Annotated in this window: 16 protein-coding genes; 9 read left to right on the top strand and 7 right to left on the bottom strand. The window is 66.4% G+C overall.

All coding sequences use genetic code 11. The features are described 5' to 3' along the window. Positions 1-24 precede the first annotated feature (24 nt). The 3 genes from ACQR03_RS15320 (at position 25) to ACQR03_RS15330 (ending at position 3,832) form a co-directional block, all read left to right on the top strand. Positions 25-429: a hypothetical protein gene (locus ACQR03_RS15320; protein WP_315714033.1), complete on the top strand. Its 405-nt coding sequence runs from the start codon at positions 25-27 to the stop codon at positions 427-429. Between the two features lie 697 nt (positions 430-1,126). Next, positions 1,127-2,818: an alginate export family protein gene (locus tag ACQR03_RS15325; protein ID WP_315752690.1), complete on the top strand. Its 1,692-nt coding sequence runs from the start codon at positions 1,127-1,129 to the stop codon at positions 2,816-2,818. A gap of 12 nt (positions 2,819-2,830) precedes the next feature. Then, positions 2,831-3,832 (top strand): SDR family NAD(P)-dependent oxidoreductase, encoded by a 1,002-nt coding sequence (locus ACQR03_RS15330; protein WP_315752689.1) that lies wholly within the window; start codon positions 2,831-2,833, stop codon positions 3,830-3,832. Between the two features lie 199 nt (positions 3,833-4,031). On the opposite strand, the gene ACQR03_RS15335 is transcribed toward ACQR03_RS15330, so the two are convergent. From ACQR03_RS15335 to ACQR03_RS15360, 6 genes are all read right to left on the bottom strand, one after another. After that, positions 4,032-6,179, bottom strand: a complete 2,148-nt coding sequence (locus ACQR03_RS15335; RefSeq protein ID WP_316201358.1) for a phospholipase D-like domain-containing protein — start codon at positions 6,177-6,179, stop codon at positions 4,032-4,034. Between the two features lie 563 nt (positions 6,180-6,742). Continuing rightward, on the bottom strand, positions 6,743-8,221 hold the full coding sequence (gene hydA / locus ACQR03_RS15340; protein WP_434842321.1) for a dihydropyrimidinase: 1,479 nt from the start codon (positions 8,219-8,221) through the stop codon (positions 6,743-6,745). Next, positions 8,172-8,900 (bottom strand): maleate cis-trans isomerase family protein, encoded by a 729-nt coding sequence (locus ACQR03_RS15345; RefSeq protein WP_316193550.1) that lies wholly within the window; start codon positions 8,898-8,900, stop codon positions 8,172-8,174. Before ACQR03_RS15345 ends, hydA begins: the two co-directional genes overlap by 50 nt. A 238-nt stretch (positions 8,901-9,138) precedes the next feature. Beyond that, positions 9,139-9,915, bottom strand: coding sequence for an ABC transporter ATP-binding protein (locus ACQR03_RS15350; protein WP_434842322.1), 777 nt, complete (start codon positions 9,913-9,915; stop codon positions 9,139-9,141). Positions 9,916-9,917: 2 nt separating this feature from the next. Further along, the gene (locus ACQR03_RS15355; protein ID WP_316166476.1) at positions 9,918-10,727 is read right to left on the bottom strand and encodes an ABC transporter permease; all 810 of its coding nucleotides are present in this window, start codon (positions 10,725-10,727) and stop codon (positions 9,918-9,920) included. 1 nt (position 10,728) lies between these two features. Next, on the bottom strand, positions 10,729-11,730 hold the full coding sequence (locus ACQR03_RS15360) for an ABC transporter substrate-binding protein (RefSeq protein ID WP_316169628.1): 1,002 nt from the start codon (positions 11,728-11,730) through the stop codon (positions 10,729-10,731). A gap of 204 nt (positions 11,731-11,934) precedes the next feature. On the opposite strand from ACQR03_RS15360, the gene ACQR03_RS15365 reads away from it, so the two are divergent. The 6 genes from ACQR03_RS15365 (at position 11,935) to ACQR03_RS15390 (ending at position 16,731) form a co-directional block, all read left to right on the top strand. Further along, positions 11,935-12,690: a GntR family transcriptional regulator gene (locus ACQR03_RS15365; RefSeq protein WP_434842323.1), complete on the top strand. Its 756-nt coding sequence runs from the start codon at positions 11,935-11,937 to the stop codon at positions 12,688-12,690. Between the two features lie 69 nt (positions 12,691-12,759). Further along, positions 12,760-13,164, top strand: coding sequence for a DUF350 domain-containing protein (locus ACQR03_RS15370; RefSeq protein ID WP_315714024.1), 405 nt, complete (start codon positions 12,760-12,762; stop codon positions 13,162-13,164). Positions 13,165-13,166: 2 nt separating this feature from the next. After that, positions 13,167-13,559 (top strand): hypothetical protein, encoded by a 393-nt coding sequence (locus ACQR03_RS15375; protein ID WP_315714023.1) that lies wholly within the window; start codon positions 13,167-13,169, stop codon positions 13,557-13,559. A gap of 339 nt (positions 13,560-13,898) precedes the next feature. After that, complete coding sequence (locus tag ACQR03_RS15380; protein ID WP_316166475.1) at positions 13,899-15,062, top strand: glutathionylspermidine synthase family protein; 1,164 nt, start codon at positions 13,899-13,901, stop codon at positions 15,060-15,062. Positions 15,063-15,180: 118 nt separating this feature from the next. Further along, positions 15,181-15,573, top strand: coding sequence for a hypothetical protein (locus ACQR03_RS15385; RefSeq protein WP_315714020.1), 393 nt, complete (start codon positions 15,181-15,183; stop codon positions 15,571-15,573). A 36-nt stretch (positions 15,574-15,609) separates the two neighbouring features. Further along, complete coding sequence (locus tag ACQR03_RS15390; RefSeq protein WP_434842324.1) at positions 15,610-16,731, top strand: DUF2252 family protein; 1,122 nt, start codon at positions 15,610-15,612, stop codon at positions 16,729-16,731. Positions 16,732-16,744: 13 nt separating this feature from the next. Here ACQR03_RS15390 and ACQR03_RS15395 read toward each other — a convergent pair whose 3' ends face one another. Continuing rightward, positions 16,745-18,232, bottom strand: a complete 1,488-nt coding sequence (locus ACQR03_RS15395) for an HWE histidine kinase domain-containing protein (protein ID WP_316169366.1) — start codon at positions 18,230-18,232, stop codon at positions 16,745-16,747.

Genomic DNA, 18,232 nt, shown 5'->3' on the forward strand with positions numbered 1-18,232 from the left:
GTCCTTCAACGTGAGGAGTTCACTATGGCTAGAAGCATTGCTGTTGGTCTTGCTATTCTCGCCGTCTCTACATCTGCGGCCTTGGCAGGACATCGTACTCATCATGCAAAAGGTACTCATGCAAAAGCCAGTGCGGCTCAGCAGGTCGGGGCGAGCAAAAGTGATCGCGACCAATATGGAAATATGCAGGTCAATCCCGGAACTCCGGGCCTGAGCGGCAGCAACGCTGCCCTACATGCAAAAACGCATCGCGATTCCGGCTACGGGCCGAAGAGTGACTACAATGCAGACGGGACCATGCGGGTTGATAGCGGAACTCCGGGCGTAAGCGGCAGCAACGCTGCCCTACATCGTAGAACGCACCGCGATTCCGGTTACAATCCCAAGAGTGACTACAACGCGGACGGGACCCTGCGGGTGCATCAATAGTCGTTTCTTGCGACCACGTGATTGGCCCGGAGCGTTCCGCGCACCGGGCTTTCACGTCCACGAAAACTAGCGGTCCTTGCATTGACCGACAGCGATTACGGTGACGCTGCTCGACTGCACAAAACTATCATCTCGGCCGTTGTGTAACGGCGGGCCCATGAGTCTGGCCGGTCGCGCTGGCGGCACCGTACGCGCGGACGCCATGTAGGAGCTAGTCGCAAAGATACTGTTCCTGCTGTCGTCCGAGGCGTCGAACCTGACCGGCGCGTTCTACGCGACGGACGGCGGATGGACGGCCTATTGAACCCGCTTCCAGTCCGCTGAGGACTGGAACGATCGTTCACCCACGATCAGCTTCGAGCAAAGAGACGAGATCATGATGCGATCCCGCGGACCCGCATCATGATCTCAGGGTCTCGGAAGAGCCGCGGACCTAGCGGCACTCCTTGATTACGGTGACGCTGCAGAAAACTATCGGAAAACTACCGCGCGATCCTCCTCCAACGGCGAGCCTCGCCAAAAGCACGTCCATGAGTCCGTCCGGTCGCTCTCGCTGCAGCGGCGCGGACCGGATGGGTGGCCTGCGGCACATTTCGCTCTGGTTGATCAAGATCAATCGCGCTACCTTGGCCTCGCCGATCATCGGATCACGCAATGAGCTGGTGGCAGAGCCATGCCGGACGGCAGACGTCTCCCAATGCGCGGAAGCCTCGGTCCGCACCTGGCGGCGTGGCTGTTCTCGCTGCTGCTCGTTTCTGCCGCCGGCGCCCAGGCACTGGGGCCCACGTTCGAGAACCGGCCGATCGAGTCGGTGCGTCTGGTGCTGTCGGGCGTGGTGCCCAGTGGGGCGCAGCGGGTCGCGTTCGAGGATCGCATTCGGCGGGCACTCAACATCTATCCGGGGTCGCAGCTTCACGACCTGATGGTCGATTTCGGGCTCGCCAAGGTGAAGCGCATCCCCGGCGTGGCCACGGCCTCGATCAACTACGTCGACGGCAACACCGGCGGCGTTGCGGTCGAGCTCAGCGTCGTCGTCGGCGACCGGCCGCAGGCGGATCCGGGCCGCGTCGATTTCCCCTATCTTCATCAGGGCGACGACAGCCTGCTGAAGCTCAAGCTGACGGCCGCGACGCTCGGCTACGCCAATCACGATGCCTGGTATGGCCGGCCGCAGGCCTTCGTCGGCGCCAATCCACTCGCCAAGGGACCGGCCGGCGCCGGCTGGTCGTCGTTCGGCGAAGCCGCGCTGGAGGGCGGGCTGCAGGGCATCGGACCGGTCGGCAACAACATCTATGCCTATGGCAGCCTCTCCTATCTGGCCAGCGGCTCGACCGGCACGGACCTGTTCGTCACCGGCCCGCGCCGCCATGGCGCGATCGAGGACGCCTATGCGGGCCTCGTCACGGGGATCACGGGCGACGACGGCTCGCGGCTGGTGATCAACCTGTCCGGCGGACGGCAGCCGTTCCAGATTGCCGACGGCATGCTGATCAGGATCACGGCAGCCAACGGTTTTGACCGCGCCGCGCTGCAGCTCAATCCGCGCTGGGCTGCCGACAGTTTGTTCCTCGCGCAGGCTCGCTACAACACCACGAAATTCGAGGCCTTCCGTCTCGCCCCCGACGAGCTGCCGGCGATCGATACCCACACCGTCATCGCCGGCGCGAACCTCGAGACGGGCCTGGGCACGCCGCATCAGCTCGGACTGACCTATCTGACCGTGCCGCGCTCCGACTACGGCTGGTACACGGCGACGGCGCAGGGCACGCGCCAGGGGCTGCAGGTCGCCGACGTGCGCTATTACTGGACGCCGGCCATCGGCGCGTCCGGTCCCTATGCGAAGACGGAGCTGGCGTTGCAATGGAACGACCGCAACGCGTTTCCGATGCGCGCCTGGGGCGGCTATGTCGAGGCGGGCTACACCTTCAACGAGGCGCTGTGGCGCCCCACTTTGAGCTATCGGCTGTCCGGATTCAGCGGCGACAATCCGGCGACGCGGACCTATGAGCGCTGGGATCCGCTGTTGTCGGGCGGCACCGGCGAGGAATGGGTGCAGGGGCTGAACCACTACAAGCTGTTTCAGGACACCAACCTGATCGCCCATCGCCTGCAGGCGATCCTGCGGCCGGCGCCGCAATGGGAGCTCGTGCCGCAGGCCTGGCTGTTCCAGGCGCAGCAGCTCAACAATATCGGCGGCACCACCTCGACGCTGGCCGGGCATCTGCTCGGCTACGAGGTCAATTTGACGGTGAAGTATTTCATGAGCCGCAACGTGATGTTCCAGTCGGGCGTCGCGCTGACGGCGCCGCTGTCCGGCGTCAGCCAGGCCGTTGTCGGCAACACCCGCCCGTGGTTCAGCGCGATGTCGCTGGCCCGGATCAGCTTCTGAGGGGAGATGTCGATGGATCGCCGCAGCATGTTGCAGAGCCTGGGTTCGGGGGCCGTGACGATTCCGCTGGCGCAACTGCTTCCGGGAGGCGCTGAGGCGGCTGAGCCCGTCGGCCCGGCCAACCTCGCGATCAGCCCGATCGATCCGGACTACTTCATCAAGGATCGCTTCAAGTCACGGACGATCGCCATCACCGGATTTGCCCGCGGCATGGGCCGCGCCGCCGCGCTGCGGGCGGCGCGCGAGGGCGCCAACATCGTCGGGATCGACTGGCTGCCGGACACGGCGCGCGAGACGGCGGCCATGATCCAGCGCGAGGGTGGCGCGATCGAATTTCTCGTCGGCGATGTCGCGAAGGGCGACACCTGCGACATGATGGTCAGGCGGGCGGTCGAGAAATTCGGCGGACTGGATTTTGCCATCAACAATGCCGGCGTCATGGACGGCGTATTTTCCGGCGAGGCGTTCGACTACGACAAGCAGAAGGACCTGCTGTTTGCGCCGATCCACGAAGCCTCCGATGCCTATTGGGACAATGTCCTCGCCACCAACGCCACCGGCGTGTTCCGCGCCATGCGGGCCGAGCTGCGGCAGATGGTCGCGCAGAAGCGCGGCGGGGCGATCGTCAACGTCGCCTCGATCGCCGGCCTGACCGGACTGGCCGGCAATCCGGCCTATGTCGCCAGCAAGCACGCCGTCAACGGATTGACCGCCAACGCCGCGGTCGACTACGCGCCCCACGGCATTCGCATCAACTCGGTCAACATGGCGGCGACGGACACGCCGATGATCGCGCGGGCCGCGCAGGCCGTCGCGGCCAAGATGCAGCGGTCGCCGGCCGACGGCGGCATGGGACGGCTGAAGACAAACTCGATCCTCAGCTATGCCGATCCCAGGCATCGTCCGGCCACCGTGTGGGAGCAGGTCGCGGTGATGCTGTTCCTGCTGTCGCCCGAGGCGTCGAACCTGACCGGCGCGTTCTACGCGACGGATGGCGGATGGACGGCCTACTGAGCCCGCTTCAAGACGGCTAGAGCATGATCTTTTCGGAAAACCGGTTTCCATTTTTTTGGATCATGCTCTGAGGACTGGAACGCTCGTGTGCCCGCGATCCGCTTCGGGCAAGAGACGAGATCATGATGCGATCCCGCGGACTCGCATCACGATCCCATGGCCTCGTCTGCGCGGCGACGGTTCAGCGCGGGCGCAACGCTCAGCGCCCTTTCCTCTTGGCGCTCGTCTTGGCTCGCCTGGCGGTCTTGGTCGCGGTCTTCTTCGCCGGACGCTTGGCCGCCGTCTTGGTCGCCTTGGCCTTCGCCTTCTTCGCTGAGGCGGCACGCTGGCTTGCCGTTTTCGACGCCTTCTTCGCGACCTTCTTTGTCGTGCTTGTCTTGCGGCCGGCCGAGGTCTTGGCTGCAGCGGCGGTCTTCTTTTGGGCCTTCTTGGCCGGCTTGGTCGACGGCCTCGCGGGCTTCGTCGTCGCAGCCGGTGTCTTGGCCGGCTTGGTGGTGCCGGTTGGCTTGGCGGGCTTCTTCGGCGTCGGTGGCGTTTCGACCGCCCCGCCGCCACCCGCCGCCGACAGCCAGAACCGCAGCTCCGGCGACTTCTCATCCGCGCCCTTGATGTAACGGTCCTGCCAGGTGTCGTCGGATTGCAGCGGCTTGCCGAAGATCTCCGGGTGCTGCTGCAAGAGGAAGCGCCAGGCGTAGTGGTCGTAGAGGTCGAGGACGTGGCAGGCATAGGCCTCGGCGAGACCGCGGTGACCGCGGATGATCAGCATGTTCTCGTCGTTGTTGTGCGAGGCGCGGAAGCCGAGATTGTGCGAGCCGGTGACGACGACGCAGTCGTCGCTGAACGGATCGATCACCACGATCTTGCTGTGGATGATGGCGAAGCCGTATTTGCCGAGCTCCCTCTCCCACTTGCCGAACGCGTCCTGCACCGCGCCGGCCGGCACGGCGCGGAAATCGATGCTGCCCTTGGCGCCCGGCTTCTTCGGCTTGCCGGCCTCGCCGACCACCGTCACCTGGGGCGCGGTGTCGTCCGCTCCCTCCTCCGCCGGCACCTCCGAATGGCCGCCGGAATGCAGCGCGGCGGAGAAGTTCGTCGCGCGCACCGGGCTGGTCAGCGCGCCCCGCACGAACAGATCGGGCTTGTCCTTGAGCAACTGGCCGGCGACGTCGAGGATCGAGTTGTTGCCGGGATCGAAGGCCAGGAACAGCACGGCGTGCTTGGCCGATCGCATCAGCTCGAACACGCGGCCCATGTCACCGGGCGTATCGGGATTCTTGCCGAGCTTGCCCGGCGTGTTCGGCGAGAACATCGGCTCGATGGTGACGCCGTGGCCCAGGTCGACCGGCGCCTGGATCGCGTCGGCATTGTTGGCGCGGGCGAAGTCGCGCAAGGTCTTCGACTGCAGCGCCGACTTGTCGCCGGCGGCGGCGTCGACGTCGGCCTTCAGCGCGTTCCAATAGCCGAGATAGCGCTGCGCCAACACTGGGCTCTCCACCACCAGCGCGTTGTTGGTCTGGGTGCACAGGCCGGTCGAGGTCCAGTTGGTCGAGCCGGACAGCACCGCGCTCGGCTTGCCGTTCTCGGTGAGCACCATGAACTTGTTGTGCGGGATGCTGCCCTTACCGAGGATGCGGTCGATCACGGTGACGCCGGCGGACTTGAGGTCGGCGCGGTTCTCGGCGTCGGCGTCGTCGGTGTCCTTGCCCTGCTCGTTGCCGAGGATGACCGTGCGGCTCGCGGGGTTCTGGTGGAGCTGCTTCTCCAGGCCGTCGGGATCGTTGAGCTCGTAGAGGGCGGCATGGATGGCGCCGCCGCCGGCATCGGCGCGCGCCAGCAGCGAGGTCAGGCCGTCTTGAAGCTGGCCCATCAGGCGGATGCGAATGGGATCGGCAGGATCGAGGATGTGCGGGGCCAGCGCCGACACGCTCGGCTTGTCGTTCAGCGCATGGCTGAGCGCCTGGGTCGCGGTGATGCCGCGGTTGAAATAGACGTGGAACGGCGGCCGCTCCGGCGTCAGCGTGACCGGATTGCTCTCCAGCGGCGCGACGCCTTCGAGCGGCGTCAGCGCCTGGCCGGGCGTGCCGGCCATCGGCACGATGCGATATTTGTAGGTGCCGCCGCGCTTGGCGAACAGATCCTTCCACCAGAACTTCTGGATCGGCGCCTGCTCGGTGGTGAGCTTGTCCGCGGTCTGCCCGGCAAACCGTGCCAGCGCCGGCAGCACGGTGTCGGTGTGATCGGCGAGATCGATGCGATGAATGGCGAAGCCGAGACAGCCGTCGAGACGGCGATCGAAGGTCCAGGCGATGACGGCAATATCATTGTTCGAAAAGGCAAGCGCGGGCATGGCGGCACTCCTTGTCTGACAAGGATATGTCGTGCGGTTGTGACAAGGGTTCGACACATCCGGAACAAGAAGTGGCTAGTCGGAGGTCGCGAGGGAAGATGGTGCGGTGCGGGAGAGCAGTGGCTCGACCGGATCGCTGCTCACCCTCCTCCGGAGAGCCGGGGTGGGGGACAGACTACCCACACATGAGGTAAATGGGATGGATTGGCGAGGAAGCTTTCCGGATGGACGACGCGCGTAGCCTCACCCTCCCGGGCAGAGCGATCGCATATGGCCCCCTACGTATTGCTCTCGTCTGTTTCCACGTCGTCCGGCGCCCTGGGAGCAACGTGGATGCCCGGGACAAGCCCGGGCATGACGGAGTAACTAGCCGGCAGGCGTCGCTGCCGCGATTGTCGCATTCGTCATATGCGATCGCCCTGCCGTCCAGGGGAGGGTGGGCACCTGTGTCCAACTCGTCATTGCGATGAGCGCAGCGACGAAGCAATCCAGAGTCCCGTTCACGACTCTGGATTGCTTCGCTTCGCTCGCAACGACGCGTCGAGAGAGCGCGCTCAGGCCGCTCAGGCCAGGCCGCCCGGCTTGCCGCGGGTGACGTAGCGGCCACTGCCCTTGGCGCCGATCAACTCGCCGTCGCGCACGACGAATTTTCCGCGCAGCATGGTCGCCACCGGCCAGCCGGTGATCTCGATGCCTTCATAGGGCGTGTAGTCGGAGCCGTGGTGCAGGCCGGACTGGCTGATCTTCGCGGTCTTCGCCGGGTCCCACAGCGCGATGTCGGCGTCGTAGCCGATCGCGATGGAGCCCTTGCCCTTCAGGCCGTAGGTCTTGGCATGGTTGGTGGCGGTGAAGGCGACGAACTGGTTCAGGGTGATGCGGCCCTTGCTGACGCCTTCGGAGAACAGGATCGGCAGCCGGGTCTCCACGCCGGGGATGCCGTTCGGCACCCAGCGAAAGCTGGTGCGGCCCTTCGGCGTCAGCTTGCCGGCCTCGTCGTCGTAGCGGAACGGGCAGTGGTCCGACGAGAACAGCGAGAACACGCCCTGCTGCAATCCCTCCCAGCAGGCCTCCTGGCTGGCTTTGTCGCGCGGCGGCGGCGAGCAGACATATTTGGCGCCTTCCATGTTGAGGCCCTGCATGTCCTCCTCCGTCAGCACCAGATATTGCGGGCAGGTCTCGCCATGGATCTTCAGGCCCCGAGCCTGCGCGCGGCGGATCTCCTCCATCGCCTCGCGGTTGGAGACGTGGACGATCACGATCGGCACGTCGATCAGCTCGGCCAGCGAGATCGCGCGATGGGTGGCCTCGCGCTCGACCGGAATCGGGCGCGACTTTCCGTGATAGTACGGCGCGATGTGGCCGGCGCGCTCGAGGCGGTCGGTGAGGAAGCGGATGGCGTCGTAGTTCTCGGCATGGATCTGCACCAGCGCGCCTTGCTCGCGCGCGACCTGCAGCACGCCGAGGATCTCGTAGTCGTTCAGCGCGAGCCCCTCATAGGTCATGAAGATCTTCAGCGACGAATAGCCGTCGGCGACCAGCGCCGGCAGCTCCTGGCCGAGCACGGCGTCGGTGGGATCGGCGATGATGAGATGGAAGGAGTGATCGACGTAGCAGGCGTTGTCGGCGAGCGCGTGATAGTCCTTCAGCGCTGATCGCAAGGGCTGGCCCTTCTCCTGCAGGCAGTAGGGCATGACGAACGTGTTGCCGCCGAAGGCGGCGGCGCGCGTCGCGCTCTCGAAATCGTCGGCCATGACGATGCCGGGGCCGGAGGGCTGGCTGATATGGACATGGCTGTCGATGCCGCCCGGCAGCACCAGCAGGCCCGTGGCATCGACGATCTCGTCGGCATCGGTGATGGCCTCGCCGATCGCGACGATGCGGCCGCTCTTGATGGCGACATCGGCCTTGAACGTATCGCTCGCGGTGGCGACGGTGCCGTTGCGGATGACGGTGTCGAAGGCAGCCATGTGACACGCTCTCCCTAGTCCAGATTCAAGCGAATTTCTGAAACAGCGATCCCCACCCGCTGACGCCGCTGACATCGACCCCTGCCAGTTTCAGCGATTTCCATACCACGGTGGCGATGGTGTCGAGAATGGGAATGCCGGTCTCCAGCTCGAGCCGCGCGACCAGCGGCGCGGCGCGCATGTTGGTGCAGACCACCGCGATCGCATCCGGCTTCTCGCGCGCGACCTCGCGGATCATGGTCTCGATCTCGGACGGCGTCACTTCCGCGAAGGAGAAATTGTCCTGCAGGTTGAGGTGCCGGTCGCCGCGGCAGGCGATGCCGAGCTTGTCGTAGTTGGCGATGATGCGCGCCTGGACGTCGTCGCGGTAGGGCGTGACGAGGCCGAGCGAGGTGGCCTTCGCCGCCGCCAGGATCTCGTTCAGCGCCAGCATCGAGGTGGTCGCAGGGATGCCGGTGGCTGCGGTGATATGCTCGCACAGTTTCACGTCGGCCTCGAAGCCGAGCCAGCCCGACGAGGTGCCGTTCCAGCCGATGACGTCGACCTTGGCATGCGCCAGCAGCTCGGCGGCGCGCAGGATGTTGGAAATGTCGAACTGCGCGAGCGCGTCGGACGAGAGCGCGATCTCGGTGACCTTGAAGCGCGAGAAATGCGCGGAGACGTTGGGCAGGCTCGCGACCATCGCCGAGGTGATCGGCTCCAGCGCGGTGTTGGACGACGGCGTGAGCATGCCGAGCAGCGTGCGTTTGGTCATGGGTGAACGACCTCGTTCGATCGCGGATGGCGAGCGGGAGAGCCTTCCCCGTTTGCGGGGGAGGCCGGATCGCATCGCAGATGCGATCCGGATGGGGGAACTCTATCCGCTCGGGCAGCGCGCCGTGCGGCGCCCCCACCCCAGCCCTCCCCCGCAGGCGGGAGAGGGAGCGCACTGCGCGCGTCGAGATGGCGCACGTCCAGCATACAGCGTTCGAGTGAGTGCGATCTTGGCAGCATCACACCCGTTCTCCCTGCTCCGCCCGCTCCCCGCGCAACAGCGCCAGGATGTGGCGCTTCAGCGCGTTGAACTGCGGGCTGGTGATATCACGCGGCCGCGGCAGATCGATCGGGATGATCTCGACGATGCGCCCCGGCCGTGCGCTCATCACCGCAACATGCGTGCCCAAGGTCAGCGCCTCGTCGATGCCATGGGTGACGAACACGATCGTGCCCTGGTGCTGCTGCCAGATGCGCACCAGCTCGGTCTGCATGTCCATGCGGGTCTGCTCGTCGAGCGCGCCGAACGGCTCGTCCATCAGGATCACTTGCGGATTCATCAGCAGCGCCCGGGCGATGCCGACGCGCTGGTTCATGCCGCCCGACAGCTCCGACGGATAGTGGTTCTCGAAGCCGGTCAGGCCGACCATGTCGATATAGACCTGCGCCCGCGCCCGGCGCTCGGCCTTCTGGCCGCCGCCGAGCAAGAGATGAAAGGCGACGTTCTCCCACACCGGCAGCCACGGCATCAGATTGGCATGCTGGAACACGACGCCGCGATCGGCGCCGGGCGCGATCACCGGCCGGCCGTCGACGGTGACATTGCCGGCGCTCGGCGTCTCGAAGCCGGCAATCATGTTGAGCAATGTCGACTTGCCGCAGCCGGAGGGACCGAGCAGGCAGACGAGCTCGTTGCGGGCAATGGACAGATTGATGTCGGCGAGCGCGGTGACGTCGGCGTTGCGCTTCTTGTCGGTGAAGATCTTGGAGACGCCGGAGATCTCGATCGTGGCCATCGTCATTCTCCGCCACGAAGCGTGGTGTTGCGCTGCCAGTGCAGCACGCGCGCCATCACGAAGCGGATGGCGAGATCGCTGCAGAAGCCGAGCAGGCCGATACTCGCCATCGCCGCCAGCACCAGATCGTAGCGCAGGAAGTAGTAGGAATCCCACAGCACGTAGCCGAGCCCGCTCTTCACCGCGACCATTTCGGCCGTCACCGTCAGCATCCACGCCGAGCCGATGCCGATGCGAAGCCCTGCAAAGATGCTCGGCATCGCCGCGGGCACGACGATGTAGCGCAGCAGCTTGCGCTCGCTGCCGCCGACCATGGCGCCGGCGCGGATCAGATTGCGGTCGCAGGTCTTCACGCCGTGGATGGTGTTGAGCAGGATCGGAAAGAACGCGCCGAGGAACACCAGGAAGATCGCCGGCTTGTTGGCGATGCCGAACCAGATGATGGCGAGCGGGATCCACGACACCGGCGGGATCGGCCGCAGCATCTGAAGCGTCGGCTCGATCACGATCTCTATCTTGCGCGACCACCCGATGGCGACCCCGAGCGAGACGCCGAGCACGGTGGCAATCGCAAAGCCTGCGGCAACGCGCGACAGGCTCGCCAGCATGTCGGCGAGCCAATGGCCGCTGTAGGTCTGGGTGTTGCCGTCGGTGCCGACCAGCCAGTCCGCCCACGCCCACACGACCGTCGACGGCGCCGGCAGCAGCGCTGCCGGCAGCGCGCCGGAGCGCGAGAACGCCTCCCAGCCGGCGAGCACGAGCACCGGCACGATATAGCGGTCGAGCTTCCTGAGCTGGGCGAGCGCCGTCATCTCAGTAGCCGAGCTCGGTCTTCGGCTTGCCCGTGGCCGCTTCCAGGAAGCGGTAGTCGAGGTTCTTCTCGACGGCGGCCGTGACGTCCGAGTTGATGTATTTCAGGTCGCGCATCATCGCGGCGATGGCGAGCGCCGAGGCGCGGTACATCTTCGGGTCGGGATCGAGATTCTCGACCGCGCCGGTCGCGATCGCCTTGTCGAGGCCGGTGATCTTGGAGATGACCTCGATCAGCGCCGGCTTGTCGGCGGCGATGTGCGCATCCACCTTGACGACCGCGCGCACCACGCCCTCCAGCGCCTTCGGGTTCGACGCGATGACGTCGGAGCGGGTCAGGATCAGGTTGGTCAGCTTGCCGGCGGCCTGGTCGTAAGGGAAACCGAAGAACTTCGCCGCCTTGGCCTGCATGATCTGGGTCGCGAACGGCTCGACGGTGCAGATCAGCTCGACCTCGCCGCGGCGCAGCGCCTGCAGATGGTCGGACGGATTGGGGATGTTGACGAACTGCACGTCCTTGTTGATGTCGATGCCCTGCTTGGCGAAGGCGCCGCGCATGTGGATGTCCTGCGCATTGCCGCGCGAGGCGGCGACGCGGAACGGCTTGCCGTCGGCCTTGTATTTGGCGATGAGCGCCTTCAGCGCGCTCCAATCGCCCGGCGCGACCTCGAGATCATTGCCGAGCAGGATCGCCGAGCCGCCATTGACCTGGCCGGAGATCGCGACCACGTCGAAGCCTTTGTCGAGCGCGATGGCGTAATGCAGATAGGTCACCTGCGCGACGTCGATGTTCTTCGAGACCAGCGCGGTCAGCGCGTCCGTGCCGGTGTTGAAGCTGACGGCATCGATCGCGACGCCTTCCGCGAATTGCGGCGTCAGCGACATCGGCGTGCAATGCGCGCATTTGGCGTAGCCGAGTTTGATCTTGGCGGCGTCGTCGGCGAAGCTGAGCGAGGGCAGCGCGAGCAGGGCGAGAATGAGCAGCACGAAACGTTTCACATCCATCTCCAGGGCAGGTCGATCCACGGGCTTGTCTCTCATGGCTTGTGCTCTCATCAGCAAGCGACATGCCAACTGGATGCGATATGCAATGTTGATTTTATACAATAAAATCAGTATTTAACAGCCATCCAATCTTGAAGGATCTGCCTGATCCGCGGGCGCATCGCCCGAATTTCAGGCATCTCGCAGCGGAGCAGCCGCGCCCACATGACCCCACCAGCACCCCGGCCCAGACTGAAGACGCGCTTCAAGCCGGCGCGGCTGAAGCTGTCGTCCGACCACTCCAAGCGGCCGCTCGAGCGGCTGTCGCTGCACGATCAGGTCGTCGCCAGGGTGCGCGAGATGATCGTGGACGGCGAGCTCGCCGCCGGCGCTGCCTTGCCCGAGCGCATGCTATGCGAGACTTTCGGCGTGTCGCGCACGCCGCTGCGCGAGGCCTTCAAGATCCTCGCCGCCGAGGGCCTCATCGAGCTGCGGCCGCATCGCACGCCCGTGGTGACGCCGATCGACGCCCGCGAGATCGCCGAGATCTTCGACGTGATGGTGTCGCTCGATGCCGCCGCGGGCCGCGCCGCGGCCGCGCGTGCGACGGCGGACGACCTTGCCAGGCTCGACGCCATGCATGCCGAGCTGGTGGCGCTGCATCATGCCGCCGAGCGCGCCGCCTATTTCCGGCTCAACCAGCAGATCCATGCCGAGATCACCAAGCTCGCCGGCAACGCCGTGCTGCTCAACATGTGGGGCACGCTGCACGCGAGCGTCTTCCGCGCCCGCGCCGTGGCCAATTACGATGCGCGGCGCTGGGACGAGTCGATCCGGGAGCACGAGGCCTTCATGGCGTTGCTGCGGGCCCGAGACGGCGACGGCTTCGCGCAGGCGCTCTCCGAGCACACCCGCAAGACCGGGGATTCGGTGCTGCAGATGCTGGACCAGGCCAGGCGGGATCTGGCGAAGGGCGGATAGACTTTGTTCACGTCGAACCGGGCATGCTGGCATCGCGACAGATGAGAGCTCCACACGCTTGGCCTGATCATGATCCTGCAATCGCTCGCCGGCCTGCCGGCCTTTCTGGTGTACTTCTGTACCGCGCTGGCCGCGGTGACGGCTTACCTGTTCGTCTACACCCGCGTCACGCCCTACAATGAATTCCAGCTGATCCGGGACAATCACCCCTCGGCCGCGATCGCGCTCGGCCTCAGCCTGCTCGGCTTCACCCTGCCGCTGGTCAGCGCCATCGCCCATTCCGCCAACGTGCTGGACTGCCTGGTCTGGGCGCTGGTCGCGCTGATCGTCCAGGTGATCGTCTATTACCTCGTCCGCATCCCGGTGCCGGATCTCGCCCAGCGCATCGTCGCCGGCGAGCTGGCTTCGGCGATCTGGCTCGGTCTCGCGTCGCTCTCGGCCGGCGCGCTGAACGCCGCCTCGATGATCATCTGACCATGGCCGAGCAACGCCGCGAATTCGGCAAGCGCCGGCCGATGCCGCCCCCGCCCGCGACGCCGCCGGTGAAGCGCTCCGGCCATGTCGCGCTGCTCTTGATGGGCACGCTCGCCGTCGGCAGCACTGCCTATGCGCTGATGCCGCGGCAGCAGAGCTGCCCGCAGCCAGGCGCCGAGACGCCGACCATGGCCGGCCAGCCGCAGACGGGCGAATGCACGACGCGCCGCTCGAGCGGCGGTGGCGGCGGCAGCGGCTCCGGCCGCTGGGGATTTTCCAGCGGCGACAGCGATTCCAGAAGCAGCGGATCGAGCCATGTCGCCGAGGCCTCCTCCGCACATGTCTCGCGCGGCGGCTTTGGCTCGTTCGGACACGGCTTCGGAGGCGGCGGCTGATTTTCGTCGCGCCGGCGCCGTGAAAACACCGCGTTCATGCTGTTATCTCGGATTCGGATCTTTGACACAGACTCAAAATCATAAAAAACTGGCCTACCTACTGATCGGAAGCGATCCGATGCAATGTCGGCACCTGATGGTGCCGGCGACGATGAGGGCTGCGGCGACCGCCGCCGCCTCGCAGCAATCTGCTGGCAGGCGATCGCGTGGTCGCCGGCGCGGGATGGCGCCGGGACCGCGCGGACGTGATCATGGCCGCATCATTGATGGCGGCCGCGGTCGTGCTGCGCCCTGTTGCCACGGGCACGGCTTGTTCGCTGCTGCCTTGGGCTGACGCCGATGCAGCGCATCCCCTGTCCCGAACGTGACGACTGGCGCGAGACCGCGGCACGATGCGGATTCGACTTCTACGAACTCGACGGCGAGCGCTATTGGGACGAGCGCGCCTACTACGCATTCACGATCGCCGAGATCGAGCTCGGCATCGAGGAGCCGACGGCCGAGCTCGAGCAGATGTGCCTCGCGCTGGTCGCGCGCGTCGTCGGTGACGAGGCGCTGCTGCGCCGGCTGAAGATCCCGCAAGCGGTCTGGCCGCTGCTGGCGGAGAGCTGGCGCCGGAGGGACGGCAGCCTCTATGGGCGGTTCGACCTCAGCTATCAGGGCGGCCGTACGCCAGCGAAGCTGCTCGAATACAACGCCGACACGCCGACGTCGATCTTCGAGGCCGCGGTCTTCCAATGGACGTGGCTCGAGCAGGCGATCGAGCGCCGCATTCTGCCGGGGCGCGCGGACCAGTACAACTCGATCCATGAGCGCCTGATCGAACGCTGGCGCGCCCTCGGCAAGCGGCGCCGCGTGCATCTGGCCGGGCTGACCGCCAACGCCGAGGACGCCACGACCCTGGCCTATCTGGCCGACACGGCTGCCCAAGCGGGCCTGTCGACAACCATCCTTGACGTCGCCGACATCGGCTGGCGCGAGAGCGGCGGCGGCTTCGTCGATCTCGAGGACGGCGACATCGCGCTCGCCTTCAAGTTGTATCCCTGGGAATGGATGTTTCGCGATGCGTTCGGCGTCAAGCTCGCGCAGGCGCCGACGCAATGGATCGAGCCGCCGTGGAAGGCCATCCTGTCCAACAAGGGCATCCTGCCGCTGCTCTGGCAGATGCACGAAGGCCATCCGAACCTGCTGCCGGCCTATTTCGAGGACGATCCGAAGGCCGCCGGCCTCGGCCCGAGCTTCGTGCGCAAGCCGATCTACTCGCGCGAGGGCGCCAATGTCAGCCTGGTGTCCGACGGCGTCGCCGTCTCTACGCAGGAGGGTCCCTACGGCGCCGAAGGCTTCATCCGCCAGGCGCCGGCGCCGCTGCCGGATTTCGGCGGTGTGTTCCCGGTGATCGGCAGCTGGCTCGTCGACCATCAGCCCTGCGGCCTGTCGATCCGCGAAGACACGAGCCCGATCACGGGCAACCGCTCGCGCTTTTTGCCGCACGCAATCCTGTAGGATATTAACGACCGCCGACGAAAACGCCTCGACACGCCGGTCGAGAGGATTAGATAGGACCGAGGGTGAACTCCCTGCGCGATGGGCGCGCATGACCGGGACATGACCGGGACGAGGCATGGCGACGGACAAACCCGAACTCGAAGGCTTGCGTATCCTGGTCGCCGAGGACGAGGGCCTGATCGCGCTCGAGCTGGAAACGGTGTTGCAGGGATTCGGCTGCGAGGTGGTTGGTCCCGTCTCGCGCGTCGGCGACGTGCTGCGCGAGGCCGAGCGCGGCGGCCTGGACGGCGCGCTGCTCGACGTCAACCTGCGCGGCGAGCAGATCTTCGCCGTCCTGCCGCAGCTGATCGCGCGCGAGCTCAAGATCGTCATCACCTCCGGCTATGACGATGCGACGCTGTTTCCGCCGGAGTTCCGCAGCCTGGCCCGGCTCGCCAAGCCGTTCGACGAGCGCGCGCTGCGCGCGATGTGCGAGGCCACGTTCGTTCGGCGTCAACGCAACTCATAACGCTTCGCTCACGCCCGGCGCATCGGGAGGCATCGCGTGTCCATCATCGAAGATACCGCGGCCTACGAGGCCTGGCTTCGCAGCCAATGCAAAGTGGTCGAGGACGACCTTCTCGCCAAGCACCAGCGGATGCGAAAGTCTCCGTTCGCCCTGCTGCGCGCCACCTGCTATCGCTGGGCGCGGCGCATCGAGGAGATCTGCCCGGAGCTGGCCGAGGCGCCGGTCGCGCTGTGCGTCGGCGACATTCATCTGGAGAATTTCGGCACGTGGCGTGATGCCGACGGGCGCTGGGTGTGGGGCGTCAACGATTTCGACGAGGCCGCGAGGATGCCCTACGCCTTCGATCTGGTCCGGCTCACGACCAGCATCGAGCTCGCGCCCGACATGGCAATCGACAGCCGCGACGCCGCAGACGCGATCCTCCAAGGCTATCGCGACGGTCTCAAACACCCGCGGCCGGCGCTGCTCGACGAACACGAGATCTGGATCAGGCCCTACGTCAAATGCTCGGATGATTGCCGCCGCGCGTTCTGGGAGGAGATCGACGGCCTCGCGGCCGCCGATGCGATTCCGTCCGCGGTGCGGAAGCTGCTCACCGCCAGCCTTCCGGAGCAGGCGAAGAATGCCGCATTCTTCCATCGCTTCGCCGGCGGCGGCAGCCGCGGACGTCCGCGCTACGTCGTCGTCGCGACATGGCGCGGCGGCCGCGTCGTCCGCGAGGCCAAGGCGCTGGTCCCGTCGGCCTGGACCTGGGCCAAGAACAGGACGAAGGGCAGGATGCAGCCAAAGCCGGCGCCGCCGCACCGATTCGTCGAGCTGTCGACCGGGACCTATCGCGCGCCCGATCCATTCCTGCACGTTCACCGAACCAATGACGGGGACTACGTGGTCCGACGCCTGTCCGCGGACTCGCGCAAGATCGATCTCGGCAAGGAAGCCGGCGCCGATCTCAAGCTGGAGCTTCTGCGCGGCATGGGCACCGACCTCGCCTCCATCCATGCCGCCGACCGCCGCGCCGGCGCCGGGATCGCGGCGGACCTGAAGCAGCGCGGTTCAGGCTGGCTGCGCCGAGCAGCGCGCGCCGCGCGTGAGGCGACGGAAAGGGACCACGACGTCTGGCGCCGCAAGGTGGCACGCTCCGTTCCGATCGCGCGCTGAGGCGTGCATCCGATCAGTCCGGCTGCACGGCCGATGCCGGCAGATGCTCGGGGGTCGTCTCCGCGGTCAGCGCAAAGGTCAGCGAGCAGCGAATGCCCGCGGGCTCGAAGTCGAGCAGGGCTTCGCCATCGAGATCGAAGCGGACGACGCGGTCGATCAGCGTGGTGCCGAAGCCGCGCCCGCCGCCGCCTTCGATCAGCGGTCCGCCGCGCTCGAGCCAGACCAGCTCCAGCCGGCGGCCATCGTCGCGCAGGCGCCAGGAGATCGTGACCTGGCCGTGGGAGGCGGACAACGCGCCATATTTGGAGGCGTTGGTCGCAAGCTCGTGCAGCACCATCGAAAGCGGCAGCACCAGCCGTGCCTCCAGCAGAACCGGCGGGCCGTCGATGGCGATCCGCCCTTCGCCGATGCCGTAGGGCGCCAGCACGGTGGTGAGCAGTTCGTTCAGTCCGATGCCGATCCAACGGGTCTGCGTCAGGATGTCATGCGCGATCGAGACCGCCTGGATGCGCCCGGAGAACGCCTTGTTGAAGGCCGGCAGCGACGGTGAGGTCCGCAAGGTCTGCCCCGCCACCGACTGCACGATCGCCAGGATGTTCTTCACCCGGTGATTGAGCTCGGCGACCAGCACGGTCTGCTGCTCTTCCGCGCGCTTGCGTTCGGTGATGTCGGTCAGGGTGACGATCGAGCCGACCGTCTCCTTGAGATCGTTCACCAGGGGCCCACCGGACAGCAGGAACGACCGCCCCGACGCCTGCGCGTTGCGCAAGGCGACCTCGACGCCATGGAAGGGCTTGGTCGCCAGCGCCTGATCAAGGCTCTCGCGCGAGAAGCGCGTCAACGTGCCTCGCTGGCTGGCGCTCTGCCCATCGAGCGGGAACGCCTCAGAAAACAACTGGCCGACCGGCGGTCGTTCCGCGAGCTGCTCGGCGACCCAGCTCGCATGGGTGATCCGGCCGTCGAGCGCCAGCACCACGACCGCATCGGTCGCCTGCTCCAGGATCGAGCGCGCAAAGCGCTCGGCATTGGCGACCTCCTCGGCGCGCCGCTGAATCGACATGTCGGTCAGCGTCACGAGCGTGGCCACCACGCCGCCCATCGCCATCTGGCGCATCCACACCGACACTGGCAGTTGGCCGCCGTCAGCGCGGCACAGTTGAGCGTCGGTTGCCGCATCGTCGGCGCGCTGCTCGGGCACCGCTCCCGCAAACAGCGAGGCAAAGCTGCGTCCCACCAATTGCTGTACGCCGAGGCCGGTCAGCGCGCACAGCCTGGAATTGACATAGACGATGCAGCCGTCGGCATCGAGCGTCAGCGCGCCGTCGCTCATGCGCTCGACCAGAACATGATAGGGCGCGTCCGCGCCCTGCAGCATGATGACCTGGGGTCCGGTCGGGCCCTGCACCACCACGGCATCGACGTTGCCGCGATGAATGGCCTCGACCGTCTCCTCCGCCTCGTTACGCGGCCGTCCCGCCTGCATCGCGTCTGTTGATGCCAC

This window comes from Bradyrhizobium sp. HKCCYLS3070 (genome assembly GCF_051167575.1).
Classification (GTDB): domain Bacteria; phylum Pseudomonadota; class Alphaproteobacteria; order Rhizobiales; family Xanthobacteraceae; genus Bradyrhizobium.

Excerpts from the sequence above, each read along its gene's own strand:
- ACQR03_RS15320 (WP_315714033.1), top strand. The coding sequence starts at position 25 with ATGGCTAGAAGCATTGCTGTTGGTCTTGCTATTCTCGCCGTCTCTACA.
- ACQR03_RS15325 (WP_315752690.1), top strand. The coding sequence starts at position 1,127 with ATGCGCGGAAGCCTCGGTCCGCACCTGGCGGCGTGGCTGTTCTCGCTG.
- ACQR03_RS15330 (WP_315752689.1), top strand. The coding sequence starts at position 2,831 with ATGGATCGCCGCAGCATGTTGCAGAGCCTGGGTTCGGGGGCCGTGACG.
- ACQR03_RS15335 (WP_316201358.1), bottom strand. The coding sequence starts at position 6,179 with ATGCCCGCGCTTGCCTTTTCGAACAATGATATTGCCGTCATCGCCTGG.
- hydA (WP_434842321.1), bottom strand. The coding sequence starts at position 8,221 with ATGTCAGCGGCGTCAGCGGGTGGGGATCGCTGTTTCAGAAATTCGCTT.
- ACQR03_RS15345 (WP_316193550.1), bottom strand. The coding sequence starts at position 8,900 with ATGACCAAACGCACGCTGCTCGGCATGCTCACGCCGTCGTCCAACACC.
- ACQR03_RS15350 (WP_434842322.1), bottom strand. The coding sequence starts at position 9,915 with ATGGCCACGATCGAGATCTCCGGCGTCTCCAAGATCTTCACCGACAAG.
- ACQR03_RS15355 (WP_316166476.1), bottom strand. The coding sequence starts at position 10,727 with ATGACGGCGCTCGCCCAGCTCAGGAAGCTCGACCGCTATATCGTGCCG.
- ACQR03_RS15360 (WP_316169628.1), bottom strand. The coding sequence starts at position 11,730 with ATGGATGTGAAACGTTTCGTGCTGCTCATTCTCGCCCTGCTCGCGCTG.
- ACQR03_RS15365 (WP_434842323.1), top strand. The coding sequence starts at position 11,935 with ATGACCCCACCAGCACCCCGGCCCAGACTGAAGACGCGCTTCAAGCCG.
- ACQR03_RS15370 (WP_315714024.1), top strand. The coding sequence starts at position 12,760 with ATGATCCTGCAATCGCTCGCCGGCCTGCCGGCCTTTCTGGTGTACTTC.
- ACQR03_RS15375 (WP_315714023.1), top strand. The coding sequence starts at position 13,167 with ATGGCCGAGCAACGCCGCGAATTCGGCAAGCGCCGGCCGATGCCGCCC.
- ACQR03_RS15380 (WP_316166475.1), top strand. The coding sequence starts at position 13,899 with ATGCAGCGCATCCCCTGTCCCGAACGTGACGACTGGCGCGAGACCGCG.
- ACQR03_RS15385 (WP_315714020.1), top strand. The coding sequence starts at position 15,181 with ATGGCGACGGACAAACCCGAACTCGAAGGCTTGCGTATCCTGGTCGCC.